Raw genomic sequence first — 20,712 nt, 5'->3', positions numbered from 1 at the left:
ACTGGTTCCATATTTCTGCATTATTTCGCCGCTTGTGCGCGAAATTGGCTGACTTAACCGGGCCCAGTACGTCCATATCGTGAATGTTCTCAGCAATGTGGACGGAGTTCCTCGACCACACTCCCGGGCCCCTGCCGCGTGGCAAGGTACGTGCATAAGGAATTCTTGATCAGGCACCCCGCTATGGAGACCAACCTATCGAACCGCCTGCAAGCCACGCTCCTCGCCATTATGACGGTGGGGCTGGTGCTGCTTGCGGCGTGGAACCTGATGCAGGACACCGAGGTCCGGAATCAGCAGCCGGATGACGGCGTATGGTGGTCGGAGGCGGCGAACGGTGCCGGCCTCATCGCGGACAAGGTTCTGCCGGGCGGCCCGGGCGACAGATACGGTCTCAAAACAAACGATCTATTGACTGAAGTAAATGATGTTCCGGTGCACCGCCTGTCGGACCAGGTGCGGGAACTTTACCGGACGGGCGTCTACGGCACGGCGCGCTATTCCATCACGCGCGACGGCATTAAGCTCGATACGCCCATCCCGGTGGTACCGGAGCCGGTTGATCGCAGCCTGGCGCAAGCCTTGCGGGTGATCGGCCTGATCTACCTCGCCATCGGCATGTATGTGCTGTTCCGGCGCTGGACTGCTCCGCGCGCAACGCACTTCTATCTCTTCTGTCTTGTATCGTTTGCACTTTACTCGCTGAAGTATACCGGAAAGCTGGATGCGGTTGATTGGGCCGTGTTCTGGTGTAACGTCCTGGCCGAATCGCTGCAACCGGCTCTGTTTCTGCATTTTGCGCTGACATTCCCCGAAGAGCGCCTGCGCAGCCTGCCACGGCGTTGGCTGCTACCCGTTATCTACGCTCCGGGAATCGTGCTGCTGGGCTTGTGGATTTGTGCCTTCACCCGCTGGCAGGCCACCGGGCTGCTGATGCACCGGCTGAACCAGGCGGGAGTGGCATACGACGCCTTCTTCTACCTGGTCGCGACTGCCCTATTCCTGCGCAGCTACGCCCGCGCGAACACTCCCCTGCTGCGCCAGCAGTTGAAGTGGCTTACCCGCGGCACTTTGCTCGCAGTGCTGCCGTTCACTCTGCTGAGCGCGATCCCATTCCTCTTCGACCTGCGCATCCCAGCAATCCTCACCAAGCTCGCCGGACTCTCGCTGATCTTCCTTCCGCTGACGTTTAGCTGGGCCATCGTCCGCTATCGGCTGATGGATACGGACCTGATCTTCAAGCGCGGCGTGGCGTACACGCTGGCGACGGGCCTGATCCTCGGCGGATACTTTGGAATCCTTGCCTTGGTGGCAGATCTGGCACACAAGAATCTGCCTGAGTCGTTCCGCGACTGGGGCGGCGGCATTGCCATTCTTCTCGTTGCAGCGTTCTTTGAGCCATTGAAGCGGCGCATCCAGAGCTGGGTCGACCGAGTGTTCGACCGCCATAAATATGACTATCGCAAGACCCTCATCGAGTTCGGCCGCGGGCTGAGTTCCGAGACAGACCTGAAGGCGCTGCTGGAATCAATCGTGGAGCGGCTGCCGCGCACGCTTCTGGTGTCTCGCGTGGCCATGTTCCTGGCTGGCGAGAACGGCCGGCTGCGCCTGGCTGCGAGCCACGGTCTGCAATCCGAGGTTCGCGCATTGCAGGATGGCGCGGGATTGGCCGGGCTGGAGCTTGGGTTCCTGGACTTCGACCAGAACCAGGACCACTCTCACATCTTCCTTGAGAACGCGCAGCAGGCACTGCATCTGCCTGAGGGGCAGCGCCAGACGGCCGCATTGCTTGACCTGAACTACTATCTGCCATGCAGGGTGCAGGACGGATCGGCAACGCGGACGATTGCGGTGATCGGATTGGGCCGCACGGTAGGGGGCGACTTCCTCTCCAGCGAGGACGTGGAATTGCTCGAGTCGCTGGCCGGGTATATCGGGATCGCACTGCAGAACGCCAGCCTGTACTCGCGGCTTGAAGCGAAGATTACTGAGTTCGAGCGGCTGAAGGAATTCAACGAGAATATCGTCGAATCCATCAACGTAGGCATCCTGGCGGTCGACCTGAATGACCGGATCGAGAGCTGGAACGCGCAGATGGAAGCCATGTATGCGCTGAGCCGCGGTGAGGTGCTCGGTCAGGTGCTTCGTTCCGTATTTCCCGCGGAGGTCTGTGATGCGCTGGACTCATTCAAGAATGAAGCGGGCGTGCACAACCTCTACAAGTTCAGGCTGATCACGCGGGCCGGCGAGCAGCGCACCGCGAACATTGCCGTAGCGCCGCTGCTCTCGCGCGAGTTTGTGCCGGTGGGCCGCATCGTGCTCGTGGATGACATCACTGAGCGCGTGACGCTTGAAGGACAGCTCGCGCAGGCTGACAAGCTGAGCTCGATCGGCTTGCTGGCTGCGGGCGTGGCGCACGAGATCAATACACCGCTGGCGGTAATTTCAAGCTACGCGCAGATGCTTGCCAAGCAACTGCGCGGCGATGCGCGACTGAGCCCCGTGCTCGAAAAGATTACGCAGCAGAGCTTCAGAGCGGCCGAGATCGCGAACGGACTCCTCAACTTCTCCCGGACCTCCACGACCGAGATGAAGGCGACGAATCTGAACCAGGTGATCCGCGACACGCTGTCGCTGCTGGAACACCAGTTCAAGACCGCGCAGATCCACGTTGATATGGAACTGACCCCGGACTTGCCGCCGATTCACGGCAATGCGGGCAAGCTGCAACAGGTATTTCTGAATCTGCTTTTGAACGCAAAGGAAGCGATGCCGAGCGGCGGCAACCTGCGCGTGACCACGCTGGTGAACGGCCACGTGGAAGCGGTGGTGAGCGACTCCGGATCGGGTATCTCACCGGAACACATGAAGCGCATTTACGATCCGTTCTTTACGACCAAGACGATACCGGCTCCGGGCGGCAAGCGCGGCACGGGGCTGGGACTGAGCGTGTCCTACGGAATCATCCAGGAGCACGCAGGCAAAATCCATGTGGAGAGCGCCATTGGCGCCGGCACCACTTTTCACCTTGAGTTTCCCCTTTTAAGGAATTCAGTCCATGCCTGAAGTCGATCTTCCTTTGAACGTTTCGGCGACGACGTCGAATGGCAACACCACTATCGCAAGCATCCTGGTAATTGACGACGAGGCGGGCATCCGCGATTCGCTGGAGGTGCTGCTGACGCTCGAAGGCTATTCGGTCAAGATGGCCGCGGATGGCGAGCAGGGTTTGCGCATCCTGGAGTTGGAGAACTTCGACCTGGTGCTGCTTGACCTCGCGCTCCCCGGCAAGAGCGGCCTTGAACTGCTTCCGATGATCAAGGACCGGCAGCCCGAGACTCCCGTGATCATGATTACCGCCTACGGTACGGTGGATAACGTGGTAGAGGCGATCCGCGCGGGCGCGGAGAATTTCGTCCAGAAGCCGTGGGACAATGAAAAGCTGTTGGCCGATATGCGATCGGCGATCGCGCGCCACAAGGCCGAAGAAGAGAATCTGCAACTCAAGCGCACGCTGAAGCAGCGCTATAACTTCACCAACATCGTGGGCAAGAGCGAGACGATGCTGCGGATGTTCGACCTGGTGGCACAGGTGGCGCCGAGCCGGTCCACGGTTCTGATTCAGGGCGAGAGCGGCACAGGCAAGGAGCTGATCGCGAAGGCGATTCATGCGAATTCGCCGCGTAAAGACAAGCCGTTCGTTCCGATCAACACAGGCGCGATGCCCTCGGAGTTGCTGGAATCGACGCTGTTCGGGCACGTGAAGGGCGCATTCACCTCGGCTATCGCATCAAAGAAGGGCCTGTTCGAAGTCGCGAACGGCGGCACGCTGTTCCTCGACGAGATTGCGACGATGGGAATGGACACGCAGGCGAAAATCCTGCGCGTGCTGCAGGACCGGCGTTTCATGCACCTGGGCGGTATCCAGGAGATCCAGGTGGACGTGCGCATTATTGCAGCCACCAATGTGGACCTGAGGCAGGCCGTGCGCGATGGGCGGTTCCGCGAGGATCTGTTCTACCGCCTCAACGTGATCACGGTGGATCTGCCGCCGCTGCGGGCGCGTCGCGAGGATATTCCACCGCTGGTGCAGCATTTCCTCGAGTTCTACTGCAATGAGAACGGACTGCCGCCGCGGAAACTCTCGACCGATGCCATGCGGGCGCTGATGGATTACGAGTGGCCAGGCAATGTGCGCGAGCTCGAGAACTGCATCGAGCGCGGCGTGGTGCTGTCGTCGGGACCGATGATCGGGAGCGACCTGCTGCCGGGACACATCACGGGCCGGAGCTTCCAGGATGCGCTACTGGAACACAACCCGAATGCCTCACTGTTCGACATCCTCGAAGACATCGAACGCCGCATCATCGTGGAGAAACTGGAACGCTGCAACTGGAATCAGACCGACGCAGCAGAGCAGTTCCGCATCCCGCTGTCGACGTTGAATCAGAAGATTAAGCGGCTAAACATCGAGATTCGGAAGCGCGGGCGAGAGTAGAAAGGCGGTGAGCGGTGATCAGTGGTTCATAGATCCACTATCCACTGATCACTACTCACTGTCTTTTCACGCCACCTTCTTGCGCCGGCCTTCGTTCTGAAGCGCCTTGTACCACCTCTTCAAGAAACCTCGCAGACCTGACGGAGGGCGCAGCCACAGATTCGCTGCGGTTTCGCGCGGCTCACCGCGCATGAGCACACTCAGGTGCGGCGCAGGGATTTGATTGAGCGCTATGAAAGCCGCCTCGTCCGTCACATCGTCACCAACGTACGCAACGGGCGTTCCCGCCGGCATCTCACCTACCAGAGTGCGAATTGCAGCGCCCTTGTCGCGACCGACGCGCAACTCGAGGCCACCCTCGAATTGCAGGAGCATCAGCCCGTCAAGGCGCGAGATGGGCTCGAACAGCTCGCGCGTGCGCATCTCAATGAACTTGGCGGTGCGCGGTGAGGCGCCGCGCCAGTGCATCACAGCGGCATTGGGCTTGTCTTCGAATTCGCCGCCCAGATTGTTGTGGCGCAGATATTCGCGGAGTTCGTCCAGGCGGCGCTGCGTGGCGGGCGGAGCTTCCTCGAGCTCGCGGCGGCCGTCGGCGTGCAGACGTTCGGAGCCGTGCAATCCCCAGACCTCGATGGGTTGATCAATGATAGGCGGAAAGCCGCGCAGCAGCGGTCCAATCTCGCGAGCGGGACGGCCGGTGATGATGACCAGGCGCGTCTGGCCCTGGTGGATGATCTTGGCTATGGCTTCGCGTACGCCGGTGTAAGGACGGGCCTTGGAGCGATCGACACGGAACGGCGCGAGCGTGCCGTCGTAATCGAGGAGGAGAAGGGGCCGGGTTCCCGGGGTGAAAGTCGCGAAATAGTTCTGCAGCGTCTTGGTGGCTTCTTCAGTCACTGGTTTCGCCTCTTGGAAAATATCCATTGGGGTTCTACTTTCCTTAGCGAAGGATCCGCCGGCGGGCGGGCTCCCACGTTGTTTCTAGCTAGATCTAGGCGCGCTTGCGCTGGGCGCTTTCAGCCCTTTGCAACACCATGGTTTCCTGCCGGACGTCCGGGGTCTCGATGCGCAGTTCGCGGAGGTCACCGAGAACGGTAGCCGCCCAGCGGTATACGTTATGCTCCATAACATGCCGCCGCATGCGCTGCATGCGAAGCCGGCGGTCGGTAGCATTCATCTCGAGGCCGCGATGGATTGCATCGGCGACTCCGTCGATGTCGTACGGGTTGACGATGAGGGAATCGCGCAGCTCGACTGCGGCGCCCGTGAACTTGCTCAGCACAAGCACGCCGTCTTCATCGTCGCGAGCTGCGAGGTATTCCTTCGCTACAAGATTCATGCCATCGTGCAGTGATGTCACCAGGCAGATGTCGGCGGCGCGGTACCAGTCAGAAACTTCTTCGTGGCTGCATTGCCGCTCTATGAGCAGAACGGGGCGCCAGTCAGGCGTCTCGAATCGAGTGTTGATCTGTTCCACCGTAGCTTCGACCCGGCGGCGCAGATCGGCATAGCTGGGGATACGCGTGCGGCTGGGAGCGGCAATTTGCACCATGGTGACGCGTTCGCGGTGCCACGGGTGGTCTTCCAGCAGGCGCTCGAAAGCCTGGAGCCGCTCGACAATGCCCTTGGTGTAGTCCATGCGGTCCACACCGAGCACGATTTTGTCGGCCTTAATGTGGAACTCGCGCAGCAACTCGTCGCTGGTGCGGCTCCAGGCGGCACGATCGGTGCCAGTGGGATCAATGGCTACGCTGACGGGATACGGCCGAATGATAGTGGTGTGCCCACGGCGTCGCGCAGCCATGTGCTCGCGATCTGTACGCGACTCGAGCACGCGATCCACCGTGTCGAGGAAGTTGTTGCAATGAAGCGGAATGTGGAAGCCGATGAGATCAGCGCCGAGCAGGCCGTCGAGAAGCTCCGCTTGCCACGGGCAGATGCCGAAGGCTTCAGGATTTGGCCACGGAATATGCCAGAAGATGGCCACGCGGGCATCGGGCCGAACCGCCTTGATCATGCGCGGCAGCAGCGCGAAGTGATAGTCCTGCACAAAGACGATGGGCTCCTCTGTGTCCTCCATCTCATGCAGCAGGGCGTGCGCAAATTTGCGGTTGACGGTCTGATAGCACTCCCAGTCCGAGGCGCGGAAGATGGGGCGCGTATGCGCGATGTGGCAGAGCGGCCAGAGGCCTTCATTCGCGAATCCGTCGTAGTAGCCCGACTCCTCTTCGGCCGAGAGCCAGACGCGGCGCAGCGTGTACTTGGGATCGTCGGGCGGAACGCGGAGGCGGTCATGACTGTCCACAAACAGGCGATCTTCACTGCCACTTCCCTGCGCTACCCACACGCCGTCGCACGCGCGCAGGACCGGCTCGATGGCAGTCACCAGGCCGCTGGGCGGGACCATGCAGACAGTCTCCTTGCCCTGGCGCACGTGCATGTAGGGCTCGCGATTGGACACGACGAAGATTTGGCCAGAGCCGGCGTGCTGGCGCACGTGGACGGTCAGGCGCTCGGCAGTCCAGAGGTTCTCGCCGGCTTCGCGCAAGCGTGCTTCGGCAGCCGCGGCGGCGCGGGCTTCCATCAAGCTTTCTGTAATGTTTTCGACTTCGCGCGCGATCGGCGTGAACAGGCTCAGGTCGTCGACTTCATCAAGAATCCCGTGTTCGGGATTGCCCATGCGAAGAAGGCGGAGCCGCTCGGCGAGCCTGGTGATGGGCCGCATGAGAAACCAGCGGATCATTAAAACCGTGACGCCCACAATGAGAATTACAGACGCGCAAATGCGCAAAAATGTCTGCTGCCATACGGCCGAGGCTTCGTGCCGAATGTATCCGGCATCCTCTAGTACAACCAGAGCGCCGGCTGGCTGACCGTTGACGTGAAGCGGGATCGCTTCCTGCAGCCAGTACTGATCGCCGGTGCGGCCGAACTGGCTCGAGTTTGCGCCCTCTTTTATGGTTTTGCGAACGGCCTCCGGAGGAAGGCTCCGTATGAGGGCTTCCGGTCCGTCGAAGACCTGGAGATTGCCCTTCGTGTCGTAGATCGCGAGGCCGATGGATTCCTCGTGACGGCGCAGTTCCTGCGCAACCGCCGCGATCTGCGGCGTGGCGCCGGTCGCGAGAGCCTCTTCCATGTAGGGCTGAAGACTGGTGCCGAGCCATCCAGTGCGGCGCTCCAACTCGCTGCGCAGTGCATGCTTGCGGGCGAGAACCTCGAAATAGGTGGAGGCCAGAGAAAGCAGAGTGATCCCCACGATCAGAGCGAGAATCAACCTCATGCGGAAATGGCGCATCCCCTATACCTCCGTACTTTTGGGCACGAACGCCTACACATCACCTGTTCGCGCGTTGTGGGCCAGATAGTAAGATGCTGAAAACGGGCAGCTAGATCAGTTACTTGTCTCAAGCTGCGGGAGAATCGTCCACGCGAAGGACCTGCCAACAGTGTAGGGCGAGCGGACGAGATGCGCTATCCTGTCGTGGAGAGCAGCGCGCCGAGCCGAGCGGCCGTGTTCCGCAAACGAACGGGATTCGATGGCGCTAGACAGGATCGATAGAACCGCCAAACAATTCGTACTCACGGTTCAGGATTACACCCTGTTCTCGCTTCGGGCTGTTCTTAATCTATTCAGCGCGCCCGTTTACTGGTCCGATTTCATTCTGCAGGCAGACATCATTGGCGTCGGTTCCACGATGATTGTCTTGTTTGCGGGATTTTTCACCGGCGGCGTTCTCGCAGTGCAATCGGCGGCGACGCTGGCAGCGTTCGGCGCAACGGCGGTAACGGGCCGGTTCGTGAGCCTGTCAATGATCCGCGAGCTGGGCGCGGTGCTGACGGGCATCATGGTATCGGGGCGCAACGCTTCCTCAATGGCCAGCGAACTGGGCTCGATGGTAGTGACGGAACAGATTGATGCGATGCGCGCGCTCGGCGTGGACCCGATGCGCAAGCTGGTGACGCCCCGCGTGTACGCAACGATCGTAATGCTGTTCTTCCTGACGATTGTGGCGGATTTCTGCGGCATTCTCGGGGGCGCCGCGGTGACGGTGTTCATGAATCACCAGAACGGTGGGCAGTATTTCTCGCAGGCCTACCAGTTCCTCGCTTTTGGCGATGTTCTACAGGGCCTCGTCAAGCCTCTCTGCTTCGGTTTCATCATTGCTTCGATCGGATGCTTCTACGGGATGCGGACAACCGGCGGAACACAGGGCGTAGGTCAATCGACCATCAAGGCCGTCGTGTTCGCATCCGTCCTCATCATCTTCGTCGACCTGCTCATCAGTACCCTGATGGTGTCCATCTTCAGCCGATGAACGAAGCTCCCGCAGTGGCGATGCACCAGGACGAAGCGGCTGCGCAGCCGGTCGTGGAGTTTCGTGATGTGCACATCTCGTTTAACGGGCCAGACGTGCTGGATGGGGTGAGTTTCGCCGTTGGCCCTCGGGAAACGCGCGTCCTGCTGGGTCCCGCAGGCGTTGGAAAAAGCGTGCTGCTGAAGACCGCCAACGGGTTGATATGCCCGGATTCCGGTCAGGTTGTCCTATTGGGCAATGACATCTCGCAACTGCGGGAGCGCGACCTGTTTCCGCTGCGCCTGCGCACGGGTATGGTCTTCCAGGAGGGTGCGCTGTTTGATTCGCTGACGGTCCGCGACAATGTGGCGTACCAGTTAATCCAGGAAGAGGTGCCCGACGAAGAGATCGACAGCCGGGTCCTCGAGGCTTTGCGGTTCGTAGGACTGGAACAGACCTTTTCGCTTTTCCCAGGCAGCCTCTCAGGCGGTATGCGCAGGCGCGTAGCCATCGCGAGGGCACTGATCCGGCAGCCGGAACTGCTGTTGTACGATTCCCCGACGGGAGGGCTGGACCCGGTCACGTCGACAACGATTATCGAACTGATCGTGAAGCAGAGGGACTTCTACAGAACGCCGTCAATCATGGTGACGCATCGGCTGCAGGACGCATTCACCATGTGCACGCACCGGTTCGACTCGGACAAAGGCGCGATGGTGAAACTGCCTGAGGGCGAAACGGATCAGAACACCACGTTCCTGATGATGAACGACGGGAAGATCCTCTTCGATGGCTCGCTGCACGACCTTGTTCACAGTGAAGATCCGTTTGTGCGCGAGTTTCTGGAATAGCCAATCGGCCGTTAGAGACGGTGCTTCCAGCCTTATCAGGCAACGGTGCATCTGTTTATGTTATGGCTCGATACATTAGCGGGACCCACAACATACATATAGATCAATTCGAACCCGAGCCGGATGGTACGCATTCCGCGCTTCTGGTGCTGCATGGATCGGGCGGAGCCGCCAGCTATTGGATGGAGCGGTTCGCTCCCACTCTTCGGGAAGCGGGCGTAGCGATTTATGCTCCGCACTACTTCGAAAAGACGACGACCAGCCGTGCGACGATGGCCGAGATTCTTGACGGCAGGCACTTTATTGCCTGGCTGACGGCGATCCAGGACGCGGTGAGTTATGTCGCCAACCGCGCATGCGTGGAGGCTACCCGGATCGGCGTTCTGGGTATCTCTCTGGGCGGATACCTGGCTGTGGCACTCGGCATCGAGGACAAGCGCATTCGCGCGGTGGTCGAGCTCTCAGGCGGAGTTCCGCTGGGATGGGAGGACCGCATGACCCAAAGCATGCCTCCCACGCTGGTTCTGCATGGCGACCGTGACGATATTGTGCCGGTGGCTGAGGCATACAAGCTGCAGGCCATCCTGGAACAGAAGAACATCACCCACGAGGTGAAGATCTTCCCGCATCAGACCCATTGGCTCAGCGGCGCAGCGCAGATGGAATTGCTGATGCACTGTGCGAACTTCCTGGACCGGTATCTCTTCAGAGGCCAGGCGCTGCGCAAAGCAGGATGAGCAGAATCCGTCGCGCGAAACTGACGACAGGTGCGCACCAGGCATCCAAGCTGTGCAGAGCATTCGAGTTTCCCCGGGGACCATGGCCACGCTGGAGATCATAACCGACCCAATACAGAGCTCCAGGCAGGCCGGGCTGCGTTACGTAACGGACGCAAAGCCGGGATTCACGCGCAAAAAACGCGGCAAGTCCTTCCAGTATTTCGACACCGACGGGAAGCGGATCAAAGACGAAGATACGCTGCGGCGCATCAAGTCACTGGTCATTCCGCCGGCCTGGACGGACGTGTGGATCTGCCCGGCCGCGAACGGCCACTTACAGGCCACAGGCCGTGATGCCCGCGGGCGCAAGCAGAGCCGGTATCATCCGCGATGGCGCGAGGTCCGCGATGAAACCAAGTACGAACGGATGAAGCTGTTCGGGGCGGCGCTGCCGAAGATCCGCGACCAGGTTGAGCGCGATCTTGCGCTATCCGGGCTGCCGCGCGAGAAGGTCCTAGCTACTATCGTCCGGCTGCTCGAGACCACATTCATCCGCATCGGCAACGAGGAATACGCCAAGGAGAACCAGTCCTACGGCTTGACCACACTGCGCAACAAGCACGTGGATGTCGAAGGGTCGAAGGTTCACTTCAAGTTCAAGGGCAAGAGCGGCAAGATGCACTCGATTGATGTGCAGGACCGCCAGCTCGCCCGAATCGTGAAGAAGTGCCAGGACGTGCCGGGCTACGAGCTGTTCCAGTACATCGATGAGGAGGGCAATCACCGGTCAGTCGATGCGTCGGATGTGAACGACTATCTGCGCGCCATCACCGAAGACGATTTCACCGCGAAGGACTTTCGCACGTGGGCCGGGACGGTGCTGGCCTGTTCCCTGCTGCGGCAGTTCGAGGCCAGCGAAACCCAGGCGCAGACGAAGAAGAACGTGGTGGAAGCGATCAAGACGGTAGCAGAGCGGCTGGGAAACACGCCATCTGTGTGCCGCAAGTGCTATGTGCATCCCCGGGTGATCGAGAGCTACATGAGCGGCACGATGGTGAAGGCCTTCGAGGACCAGGTGAAGGCGGAGGTGGCGAAGACGCCGCACGAGCTGCGACAGGAAGAACTGGATGTGCTCCATCTGCTGGAGGAGAAAGCTAAGCTGGCGGCGTGAAGCCCTCATTTCTATCCCACGCATTTACGACGGAACTAAAGTCGTGCCCTTTCAAAACAAATTGCAGCTGAGGGACTACCCCAGCCCGTGCTCTGCCTCTATGTCCGCCCGCATGTGCTACTCTTGCTGGTTTGGGCCCAGATCAAGAACGGCAGGTGCGACATGGGATTCAAATTTCACGGCTTTGATTTTCTTCATCTCGATTCCTCCTTCAGCGAGGACGAACTGCTGGTGCGCAAGACGGCGCGCGACTTCGTCGAGGACAACCTCGTTCCCATCATCGAGCAGTGTTTCCGCGAAGGACGGTTCCCGCGCGAGCTGGTGAAGACGATGGGCGAGCTGGGGTTCTTTGGCGCCACCATCGATGGCTACGGCTGCGCGGGGATGTCGAACGTGGAGTACGGTCTGGTGATGCAGGAGCTGGAGCGCGGCGATTCCGGATTCCGCAGCTTTGTGAGCGTGCAGTCGGCACTGGTAATGTATCCGATTTACACGTTCGGCTCCGATGAGCAGAAGAACACGTGGCTGCCCGCACTCGCTTCGGGACAGAAGCTCGGCTGCTTTGGGCTGACGGAGCCGGAGTATGGCTCGAACCCTGGCGGCATGAAGACCACGGCGCGCAAATCCGGCGACGGCTACGTGCTGAACGGCGAGAAGCTGTGGATCACCTCGGGGCACATTTCTGATGTAGCAGTGATCTGGGCCAAGGTGGACGATGAGGACGATCGCGTGCGCGGGTTCCTTGTCGAGACGGACCGGCCAGGGTTCAAGGCATACGACGTACATGGCAAGTGGTCGCTGCGGGCCTCGGTGACGAGCGGGCTGTCGCTGCAGGACGTGCATGTGCCCGAAGCGAACCTGCTGCCAGGTACGGGCGGATTGAAGAGTCCCCTGATGTGCCTGAATCAGGCGCGCTACGGAATCAGCTGGGGCGCGCTGGGCGCGGCGATGTCGTGCTTTGACACAGCGTTGCAGTATTCCAAGACCAGGAAACAATTCCATAACATGCCGATCGCCGGACACCAGCTTGTGCAGGAGAAGCTGGTGTGGATGGCCAACGAGATCGCGAAGGGCCAGCTGCTGAGCCTGCACGTGGGCCGCATGAAGGATGCCGGAACCGTGGGGCACGAGCATATCTCGATGGCCAAGCGGAACAACGTGTGGATGGCGCTCGAGTGCGCCCGCATGGCCCGTGATGTTCTCGGTGCGAATGGCATCACGGAGGACTATCCGATCATGCGGCACATGATGAACCTCGAGTCGGTGAAGACTTACGAGGGAACGCATGATATCCACACGCTGATTCTGGGGCACAACCTGACAGGCATCGGCGCGTACTGAGGCAAATCCATCGACAAGGGGAGGCAAGGTGCGGCATAGTCGTACCATGCCAAAGCTTGTTCATGGGATAGCTTTATTCGGCCGTGCCAGTGTGTGCGTGGGCCTCTCTCTGGGCCTTCTTCCAATTGGCGCTCGGTCGCAGCAGGCCGCGAGCACGCCTGTTGTGCTGCATGCGGCGCGGCTGTTGGATGTGCGCGGCGGAACCGTGATCTCGCCGGGTGAGGTGCTCGTCGAGGGCGAGCGCATTCGTGCGGTGGGCAAGTCCGTTGACCATCCGCAGGGAGCGAAAATCATCGATCTGGGCGATGCGACACTGATGCCCGGCTTGATTGACGCGCATATTCATCTGTTCCTGCATCCGGGCGCGGAAGATCTGCAGACCGTTGAAGAGTCGGTGCCCTGGCGCGTAATACTGGCCGAGCAGGCAGCAAAGGCCGACTTGATGGCCGGCTTTACGGCCGAGCGCGACATGGGCACGGAAGGCGCGGGCTCGGCCGACAGCTCGATCCGCAACGCGATCGATCAGGGCATGATTCCGGGGCCACGACTGCGCGTGAGCGGCAATGCCATCGATATTCTCGGCGGCCATGAGGACGCGAACCGCTACAACCCGGCGCAGCATGTGCTGTCGAATGCGGACTACGCGAATAATGCGGAGCAACTCGTTGAAGTAATGCGCGAGCAGCACAAGGAAGGGTCGGACTTCGCGAAGATCTATGAGACCGGCCCGGACCAGATGATCGGCGGAGTGCTGCATACGCGCTACCAGTACACGGCGGAAGAGTTGTCCGCGGCGGTGAAGGAAGCGAAGCGTCTGGGCACCGTTGTGGCCGTGCACGCCATGGGCGAGCCGGGAACGCTCTATGCGGCGCAGGCGGGTGTGGCGTCCATTGACCATGCGACACAGTTGAGCGACGAGACCATCCGGCTGATGAAGCAGAAGGGCATCTTCGCGGTGCCTACGTTCGCCATCATGGAGTACTTTGCCAAGCACCGCGACTCGCAGGACCAGGCGGCGGTCGAGGCCGAGATGCTGGACTACAAGATCGCCGAGTTCAAGAAGCAGCTCGCCGCCGGCGTTCAATTCGCTGTTGGATCGGATGTGGGCCCGTTTCCTCATGGGACGCAGGCCCGGGAGATGGAGCTGATGGTTCAGTATGGGATGAAGCCGGCGGCGGTGCTCCAGGCCGACATGATCAACGGGGCAAAGCTGCTGGGCTGGGAAGGCCAGATTGGCGAACTGAACGCGGGCTTTCTGGCGGACGTGATCGCGGTGAAGGGGAATCCGCTGGAAGATATCTCGGCGACGACGCGGGTGAGCTTCGTGATGAAGGGCGGAGTGGTGGCGCGGCAGGACTGATGCAAAGAATAAGCGGTGATTGTCGAATGGCGTGGCTTTATGGCCACGCCATTTTCTTTGGAAGCGAGGTCACGAGGTCGCGTGGGGTTCGGCGGATTTGCGGGCGCGCTTGGCCTGGATCTTCTCGAAAGCTTTGACGTAGCGGGGCGGCTGAGGGCTGGCCAGAGATTCCTTGATGGCTTTGCGGTAGCCGCCGAGGAAGATGGAGTACATGATGGCGAGCGAGCAGCCGATGCCCCACATGAATCCGAAGATGAGTCCGAGTACGACGGCGGGGCCGAATTCGTTCAATTCCCTGCCCCTTTCTCTCAGGCAAATTCGCGACGGTTTGAGCGTAACACCAGTTTAGCGAATGCGGTGGCTCAATCCACCTTGCGGGAGATGTTGAGGAGGATGCCAATGCCGGATAGCGTGACGAAGAGGCTGGTGCCTCCGCTGGAGATCAGCGGGAGCGGGATACCCTTTGTCGGAACCAGCGAGAGGACGACGCTGATGTTGAAGAACGCTTGAAGCAGGATCGCCACCGTCAGCCCGAAAGCGGTGAGCCGGGCGAAGGGGTCCTGCGATTTGAACGCCACGCGCAGGCCGCGGACGGCGAAAATTCCGAAGAGGACGACAATGACCATCGCACCGATGAAACCGAGTTCTTCGGCGATATTGGCGAAGATGAAATCGGTGGAGGCCTCAGGGAGGTAGAAGAGCTTCTGCATGCCTTCCATGAAGCCACGGCCGGTAAAACCGCCTGCGCCGACCGCGATGAGCGACTGGTTGATGTGGAAGCCCGCGCCCTTGGGGTCGGAATCCGGATGGAGGAAGACCCACATGCGTTGCGCTCGCCAGGAGACGAGGAAGAGCAGCGCGAGCAGCGGCGGCAGGGCGGCGCCGAAGCCGATGAGGAGGTACTTCCACTCCATGCCGGCAAGAACGAGCATGAGCGCCGTGACGCCAAAGAGGACGAGGGCGGTGCCGAGATCGGGCTCCTTGACGACGAGGAGCACGAAGACGATGGGCATGAAGACGCCGCGAAGGATGGTGTTTTTCCAGTCGCGCATCCTGTCGAGACGGGTAGAGAGAAACCACGCGAGGAAAAGGATGAGGACGGGCTTCGAGAGCTCCGACGGCTGGAACGTGAAGAAGCCGCCGAAGCGGATCCAGCGATGGGTAGCGTGAGAGTTCTTGAAGAAGAACACCAGGACCAAGAGCAGCGTGGTGATGGAGAGGGCCGGGTAGATAAACTTAGGCGAGTTGTAGCGCGTGTAGTCGACGCGCATCAACACAATCATGGACAACACGCCGGCCAGCGCCCACAGCGCCTGACGCAGTACGTCAATGTAGGGCGAGTGGTACTTCTCCTGCGAGACGACGGCGGAGGCGGAGAAGACCATCGCCAACCCTACCGAGACGAGCAGCAGGGTGGTGAAAAAGATCCACTTATCGACGCCTACGCGTGCTGGCATATGTTGAAACCCTGAGCTTCATGAACGAGCTCTTTGAAGACGCGTCCGCGATGCTCGTAGCTTTCGAACTGGTCGAAGCTGGAGCAGGCGGGAGCCAGCAGCACGATGTCGCCGGGCCGCGCGGCGTTGGCAGCGGACTTTACGGCGTTGTCGAGAGTCTGGCAGGAGTGAAGGGGAACTACGCCGCGCAGGTGCGACTCGATTTTTTGGGCAGCGGAGCCGATCGTGTAAACGGCGCGGACACGCTCGCGAAGGAGCGGCGCGAGGGCGGTGTAGTCAGAGTTCTTGTCTTTGCCGCCAAGGATGAGGTGAATCCCGCCCGGAAATGCGGCGATGGCCTTCTCGGTGGCGTCGACGTTGGTGGCCTTGGAGTCGTTGTAGAAATCCACGCCGTTGATGGTGGAAACAAATTCGAGACGATGCTCGACGGCTTTGAATTTCTCAACCGCGCTGCGGACAGAGGCGGCCGGGCAGCCGGCGAGGCGTGCGGCGCAGACTGCGGCGAGGGTGTTTTCGACGTTGTGCAAGCCCTTGAGCGGGATGGCATCGACGGCCAGGATGGGCTCGGGCTGACCGCCTTCAGAGACGAGGAAGACGACTTGACCGTTCTCGACCCATGCGCCCTGCGGGACGGAGTGGTGAGCGGAGAACCAGTAGACCTTCGATGGGGCGCGGCTGGCGGCTTCCGCGGCGCGCGGGTTGTCGGCATTCAGGACGAGGAAGTCGTCGGCGGTCTGGCGGGCAAAGATGCGCTCCTTGGCCAACGCGTAGTTCTCGAAGGTGCCGTGGCGGTCGAGGTGGTCAGGTGTGATGTTGAGGATCACGGCGATGGCGGGATGGAACTCGTTGGTGGTCTCAAGCTGAAAGCTGGAGACCTCGAGGACCGACCAGCCTTCGGGCTTGCTGTCGTCGATGAGAGCCACGACGGGGACGCCGATGTTGCCGCCTACGAGAGTGGGAAGTCCGGACTCCTTGAGGATCTCGCCGGCGAGAGTGGTTGTGGTGGTCTTGCCGTTGGAGCCGGTGATGGCTAGGACTTTGCCCTGCAGGAAGCGGGCGGCGAGTTCAAGCTCGCCGATAACGGGGAGGCCGAAGCTGCGGACCTGAACGAGCTCGGGCGTGTCGACGGGCACGCCGGGGCTGACGACGATGAGGTCCTGTCGGCGGAAGGTAAGAAGGCCGTGGCCGCCAGCTTCAACGGCGATTCCCTCTTGAATGAGGGCGGGAATTTCGCGGGCGAGCGCTTCGGCGCTGCGGACATCGGATACGGTGACCTGGGCTCCGCGGCGGCGCAGGAAGAGGGCGGCTGCCAGGCCGGACTTGCCGAGACCTACGACGAGAACCTTTTTCCCTTTTAGATCCATCATGGCTTTCGATCCTGAGAAGTGAAACCGCTGCAGCCCGCGCGTAATTATTGTGCACCGGAGCCGGCTGCGAGGTCGCGGGCGTTAGCGCAATTTCAATGTGGTGAGTGCAAACAGTGCAAACACCAGGGCCAGAATCCAAAAACGGGCAATGACCTTGGATTCGCTCCAGCCGAGCTGCTCGAAATGGTGGTGCAGAGGCGCCATCTTGAAGATACGCTTTTTGCGCAACTTGTAGCTGCCAACCTGCAGCATTACCGAGACGGCCTCAATCACGAAGATGCCCCCGATGAACGGGAGCAGCAGTTCCTGCCGAATGATGATGGCGACCGTGCCTATGGCCCCGCCGAGTGCGAGCGAGCCGACATCGCCCATGAAGACTTCAGCCGGATGGGCGTTGTACCAGAGGAATCCGATGGAAGCGCCGACCATGGAGCCGCAGAAGACTGTCAGCTCGCCGACCAGGGGCATGCGCTGGAGTTCAAGGTAGTCGGCGAAGACAACGTGGCCGCTGACGTAAGTGAGAACGGCGAGTGCGGCGGCAGCAATGATGGTGCAGCCGATGGCGAGGCCGTCGAGGCCGTCGGTGAGGTTGACGGCGTTTGTGGATCCCATGAGCACGAATACGACCCAGATGACGAAGGGGAGGAAGGCGAGGAATCCGATGTAGTGGATGTGCATGGGCCAGTGCCAGAGCAGGTCGGGCCGAAGGCTCTTGGCGAATGGCACGGTGAGCGAGGTCGAGAACATCTTGAACTGCTGCAGCACGATGAGAGCGACGGCGACGCAGATGGCGGCGATTCCCTGGCCGAGAAGCTTGGCGCGGCCGGTGAGGCCGAGGTTGCGGCGCTTAACGACCTTGATGTAGTCGTCCGCAAAGCCGACAGCTCCAAAGGCAAGAGTGGAAAAAACGGCGATCCAGACGAACGGGTTGGCGGGGTCGGACCAGAGGATCGTGGGTAACAGGACGGCGATGGCGATGAGGACTCCGCCCATGGTGGGCGTGCCCGACTTCTTCTGGTGGGACTTGGGTCCCTCTTCGCGGATGTATTGGCCGATCTGGAATTCCTGGAGTTTCTGGATAACGTAGGGGCCGATCAGCAGGGCGATGAGGAGCGCGGTGCCGGAGGCAAAGGCCGTACGGAACGTAAGAAAACGGAATATACGGAACGGATGAAAGAACGGATAGAGCTTTTGATATAGGAGCCAGTAGAGCAAGTAGCCTCCAGAGCCAATTGGCCCGGTTGGTCTTAGGCGGAGTTCAGGCTTGATTTTACAAGCACCTGCAGTGCCGACGGCTGCGGCTTCGCCGCCAAAGGTACCAGAACCGGAACCTTCTCAATTCTTTCGGGTTTGCTTTTCGAGCGCCGACTCGAAGTCGCGCTGCTTTTCGGCGACAAAGGCCTTGTAGCCGGCGGGGTCGATAAAGGCATTCTTGTCGCCGGATTGGAGGCGGGTGTACTTCTGTTTCAGGTCGAAGTAGGACGCGTGCGCGCCCAGGAAGATGTCGCAGGGCAGGGCGCGTAGGAGTTCGAACTGGTGGCGGAAGTCGTCGGCGATCTGCGGGTAAGCCTTGTTGTTGATCAGCTTGTAGCTTGAGAGTACGTTGGGACTTCCGATGATGACGACATGGAGCGTCTTGCCGGCCTCCGTGACGTCCATGGTCCAGGTGGTGCAGCCTTTCGTATGACCGGCAGTTTTGTGCGCGGTGAGAACTGTGCCGCCGAGCGAAACGGTATCGCCGTCGTGGAGGATGCGATCGGCGTGCGCGGCCGGGTACTGGTACTGCTTCTGCTTGCCGAGCGCGAAGTCGCTGCGGCCGCCGGATTCGATGGCTGGGATGTCGCCGTCCATGACCTCATACTTCGCGTGCGTCTGCTGAAGGATGGCGGCGCTGCCGGCCGCGTGATCGGAGTGCGCGTGGCTGATGAGAAGGACCTTCGTATCAGACCAGCGAAAGCCGAGCTTTTCGACGCTGTGGCGGAGCTGCGCGGGCGAGGAGGTGAGATTGCTGTTGACGAGGATGTTGCCCTGCGGCGTTGTGATGAGGAAGGCGGCGAGTTCTTCGCTGCCGACGTAGTAGAGATTGCCGGCGATGCGGAAGGGCGGGAAGGCGTGGGTCCAGGTTGGATCGACGGCGCGGGCAAGAGGCGTGAGGAGGAGAAGGGCGAGGATGACGAGTTTGAGGCGCATGTTTCCTGCTCGGGGTAAGGTTTTAAGGTTCCTGGTGAGTCAGCGTCCCGATTGCGCGAGCATCTGCTTCGCCGTTTCAATAGCTTGTTCCAGGCGGACGCCGCGGGAGCCCTTGATGAGGACCACGTCACCGGGCCGGAGGTTCTCGGCAAGCCAGTGGCCTGCCGTCTCGGCGTCAGGCAGAAACAGCGAGGGCACGCCGGCCATGCAGGACGCGGCGGCGATGTGGTTCGCGTTGCCGCGAACGCCGACTACGAGATCGATGCCGGCTTCGGCCGCGGCTTTGCCGCATTCGGCATGAAGGCGCGGCGCGTGTTCGCCGAGTTCGAGCATCTCGCCTGCAATGAGGATGCGGCGCTGCGCAGGCCGCACGGCGAGGGTGCGGATCATGGAGCGCAGTGCCTCAGGGTTGGAGTTGTAGGCATCGTTGAGGATAGTGGCGCCTGCCAGCGCGATGGTTTCGCCGCGCTTATCGCCGGGAGTGAGCGCGGTGAGCGCTGCGGCGGCGGATTCGATTTCCACTCCGGCCTCGCGTGCGACGGCGAGCGCAGCCATAGCATTGATGGCGTTGTGTGCACCGACGAGCTTTAGGGCGAGCGTGTGCTCGTCGTCTCCAGCGCGATAGCGGATGTTGAGGCCGTGCTCGTCTTCTGCCACGTCGATGATCTGCGGATCGGCGCAGGGGCCGCGGCCGAAGTAGACAGCGCGCCCGGCGAAGTCGCGGCCGAACTGCGAGACGTAGGGATCGTCGCAGTTGAGGAAAGCGACGCCGGAGGCCTGGAGAGACTCGACGAGTTCGAACTTGGCGCGCGCGATCCCGGACTGGCCATCTGCGAAGTTTTCCGCGTGGGCCATGCCGACGTTGGTGACCACGCCCCAATCGGGGCTGGCGATCCGAGCGAGCGCGGCGATCTCGCCGGCATGGTTCATGCCCATTTCGACCACAGCGCACTCGTGTTCGGGCTCGATGCGCAGCAGTTGGAGCGGAAGGCCGTAGTTGTTGTTGAGATTGCCCTTCGACTTGAGGACGTTAAACTTCGCGCCGAGAGCGGCGGCGATGGCGTCTTTGGTGGTAGTTTTGCCGGCCGAGCCGGTGACGGCGATGACGCGCTTGCCCCACCGGCGGCGCACGTGCGTGCCAAGCGATTGCAGCGCGGTGAGCGGGTCGTCGGCGAGGAGCAATGGAACGGCAAGGGTCAAGTCGGACAGAGATGCAGCGCGGGCTCGCGACACGACAGCGGCAGCAGCGCCACGTTCGACTGCGGCAGTGATGAAATCGTGACCATCAAAGCGCTCGCCTTTCACGGCGAAGAAGAGCTCTCCAGGAGCAATAGTGCGCGAATCAATGGAATAGCCCTGCAGGAGGACGCTGCCTGCGTTCGGCACATTGGGAGCATCGAGCACCGCGCCGGCGCCCATCGCTGCTTCTGCGAGAGTGAGCTTCATCGTGTCTAAGCCTATCC

The 20,712-nt window shown here is 61.0% G+C and carries 16 protein-coding genes; 8 read left to right on the top strand and 8 right to left on the bottom strand.

Features of this window, described 5'->3' with window-relative positions:
• Positions 1–165 precede the first annotated feature (165 nt).
• On the top strand, positions 166–3,066 hold the full coding sequence (locus tag MOP44_RS15925) for an ATP-binding protein (protein WP_260791098.1): 2,901 nt from the start codon (positions 166–168) through the stop codon (positions 3,064–3,066).
• Complete coding sequence (locus tag MOP44_RS15920) at positions 3,059–4,498, top strand: sigma-54-dependent transcriptional regulator (RefSeq protein ID WP_260791097.1); 1,440 nt, start codon at positions 3,059–3,061, stop codon at positions 4,496–4,498. The genes MOP44_RS15925 and MOP44_RS15920 overlap by 8 nt, the downstream gene beginning before the upstream one ends.
• 66 nt (positions 4,499–4,564) lie before the next feature.
• Here the strand turns inward: MOP44_RS15920 and MOP44_RS15915 are convergent, their stop codons facing one another.
• On the bottom strand, positions 4,565–5,395 hold the full coding sequence (locus MOP44_RS15915; protein ID WP_260791095.1) for a trehalose-phosphatase: 831 nt from the start codon (positions 5,393–5,395) through the stop codon (positions 4,565–4,567).
• Positions 5,396–5,489: 94 nt separating this feature from the next.
• The gene (locus tag MOP44_RS15910) at positions 5,490–7,793 is read right to left on the bottom strand and encodes an alpha,alpha-trehalose-phosphate synthase (UDP-forming) (protein WP_260791093.1); all 2,304 of its coding nucleotides are present in this window, start codon (positions 7,791–7,793) and stop codon (positions 5,490–5,492) included.
• Positions 7,794–8,034: 241 nt separating this feature from the next.
• Between MOP44_RS15910 and MOP44_RS15905 the strand changes: the two genes are divergently transcribed.
• From MOP44_RS15905 to MOP44_RS15880, 6 genes are all read left to right on the top strand, one after another.
• A complete protein-coding gene (locus tag MOP44_RS15905) occupies positions 8,035–8,814 on the top strand; it encodes an MlaE family ABC transporter permease (RefSeq protein WP_260791092.1) in 780 nt (259 codons plus the stop codon).
• A complete protein-coding gene (locus MOP44_RS15900) occupies positions 8,811–9,644 on the top strand; it encodes an ABC transporter ATP-binding protein (RefSeq protein WP_260791090.1) in 834 nt (277 codons plus the stop codon). The genes MOP44_RS15905 and MOP44_RS15900 overlap by 4 nt, the downstream gene beginning before the upstream one ends.
• A gap of 62 nt (positions 9,645–9,706) precedes the next feature.
• A complete protein-coding gene (locus MOP44_RS15895; RefSeq protein WP_260791088.1) occupies positions 9,707–10,381 on the top strand; it encodes an alpha/beta hydrolase family protein in 675 nt (224 codons plus the stop codon).
• Positions 10,382–10,463: 82 nt separating this feature from the next.
• Complete coding sequence (locus tag MOP44_RS15890; protein ID WP_260791086.1) at positions 10,464–11,534, top strand: DNA topoisomerase IB; 1,071 nt, start codon at positions 10,464–10,466, stop codon at positions 11,532–11,534.
• A 162-nt stretch (positions 11,535–11,696) separates the two neighbouring features.
• Positions 11,697–12,875, top strand: a complete 1,179-nt coding sequence (locus MOP44_RS15885; RefSeq protein WP_260791084.1) for an acyl-CoA dehydrogenase family protein — start codon at positions 11,697–11,699, stop codon at positions 12,873–12,875.
• 46 nt (positions 12,876–12,921) lie between these two features.
• Positions 12,922–14,235, top strand: coding sequence for an amidohydrolase family protein (locus MOP44_RS15880; protein WP_260791082.1), 1,314 nt, complete (start codon positions 12,922–12,924; stop codon positions 14,233–14,235).
• A gap of 69 nt (positions 14,236–14,304) precedes the next feature.
• On the opposite strand, the gene MOP44_RS15875 is transcribed toward MOP44_RS15880, so the two are convergent.
• The 6 genes from MOP44_RS15875 to MOP44_RS15850 all read right to left on the bottom strand — a co-directional run bounded on the left by MOP44_RS15875 (position 14,305) and on the right by MOP44_RS15850 (position 20,695).
• A complete protein-coding gene (locus tag MOP44_RS15875) occupies positions 14,305–14,526 on the bottom strand; it encodes a hypothetical protein (RefSeq protein ID WP_260791080.1) in 222 nt (73 codons plus the stop codon).
• 71 nt (positions 14,527–14,597) lie between these two features.
• The gene (gene ftsW / locus MOP44_RS15870) at positions 14,598–15,692 is read right to left on the bottom strand and encodes a putative lipid II flippase FtsW (RefSeq protein WP_260791078.1); all 1,095 of its coding nucleotides are present in this window, start codon (positions 15,690–15,692) and stop codon (positions 14,598–14,600) included.
• Entirely contained in the window at positions 15,677–17,056 is a 1,380-nt protein-coding gene (murD, locus tag MOP44_RS15865; RefSeq protein ID WP_260796664.1) for a UDP-N-acetylmuramoyl-L-alanine--D-glutamate ligase, read from the bottom strand. Before murD ends, ftsW begins: the two co-directional genes overlap by 16 nt.
• A gap of 84 nt (positions 17,057–17,140) precedes the next feature.
• Complete coding sequence (gene mraY, locus MOP44_RS15860) at positions 17,141–18,274, bottom strand: phospho-N-acetylmuramoyl-pentapeptide-transferase (RefSeq protein WP_260791076.1); 1,134 nt, start codon at positions 18,272–18,274, stop codon at positions 17,141–17,143.
• A gap of 120 nt (positions 18,275–18,394) precedes the next feature.
• On the bottom strand, positions 18,395–19,249 hold the full coding sequence (gene bla, locus MOP44_RS15855; protein WP_260791074.1) for a subclass B3 metallo-beta-lactamase: 855 nt from the start codon (positions 19,247–19,249) through the stop codon (positions 18,395–18,397).
• Between the two features lie 39 nt (positions 19,250–19,288).
• The gene (locus MOP44_RS15850; protein ID WP_260791072.1) at positions 19,289–20,695 is read right to left on the bottom strand and encodes a UDP-N-acetylmuramoyl-tripeptide--D-alanyl-D-alanine ligase; all 1,407 of its coding nucleotides are present in this window, start codon (positions 20,693–20,695) and stop codon (positions 19,289–19,291) included.
• Positions 20,696–20,712: the final 17 nt, after the last annotated feature.

The organism is Occallatibacter riparius (assembly GCF_025264625.1).
In the GTDB taxonomy this organism is placed as follows: Bacteria; Acidobacteriota; Terriglobia; order Terriglobales; family Acidobacteriaceae; genus Telmatobacter; species Telmatobacter riparius.
Note: the sequence above shows the minus strand (reverse complement) of the source record. Positions and strands in the feature narration are given on the sequence as shown.

Bases quoted from the DNA above. Each gene is read 5' to 3' on its own strand.
- ftsW (WP_260791078.1), bottom strand. From the start codon at position 15,692: ATGCCAGCACGCGTAGGCGTCGATAAGTGGATCTTTTTCACCACCCTG.
- MOP44_RS15850 (WP_260791072.1), bottom strand. From the start codon at position 20,695: ATGAAGCTCACTCTCGCAGAAGCAGCGATGGGCGCCGGCGCGGTGCTC.
- MOP44_RS15910 (WP_260791093.1), bottom strand. From the start codon at position 7,793: ATGCGCCATTTCCGCATGAGGTTGATTCTCGCTCTGATCGTGGGGATC.
- MOP44_RS15900 (WP_260791090.1), top strand. From the start codon at position 8,811: ATGAACGAAGCTCCCGCAGTGGCGATGCACCAGGACGAAGCGGCTGCG.
- bla (WP_260791074.1), bottom strand. From the start codon at position 19,249: ATGCGCCTCAAACTCGTCATCCTCGCCCTTCTCCTCCTCACGCCTCTT.
- MOP44_RS15895 (WP_260791088.1), top strand. From the start codon at position 9,707: ATGGCTCGATACATTAGCGGGACCCACAACATACATATAGATCAATTC.
- MOP44_RS15890 (WP_260791086.1), top strand. From the start codon at position 10,464: ATGGCCACGCTGGAGATCATAACCGACCCAATACAGAGCTCCAGGCAG.
- MOP44_RS15880 (WP_260791082.1), top strand. From the start codon at position 12,922: ATGCCAAAGCTTGTTCATGGGATAGCTTTATTCGGCCGTGCCAGTGTG.
- MOP44_RS15905 (WP_260791092.1), top strand. From the start codon at position 8,035: ATGGCGCTAGACAGGATCGATAGAACCGCCAAACAATTCGTACTCACG.
- MOP44_RS15920 (WP_260791097.1), top strand. From the start codon at position 3,059: ATGCCTGAAGTCGATCTTCCTTTGAACGTTTCGGCGACGACGTCGAAT.
- MOP44_RS15885 (WP_260791084.1), top strand. From the start codon at position 11,697: ATGGGATTCAAATTTCACGGCTTTGATTTTCTTCATCTCGATTCCTCC.
- murD (WP_260796664.1), bottom strand. From the start codon at position 17,056: ATGGATCTAAAAGGGAAAAAGGTTCTCGTCGTAGGTCTCGGCAAGTCC.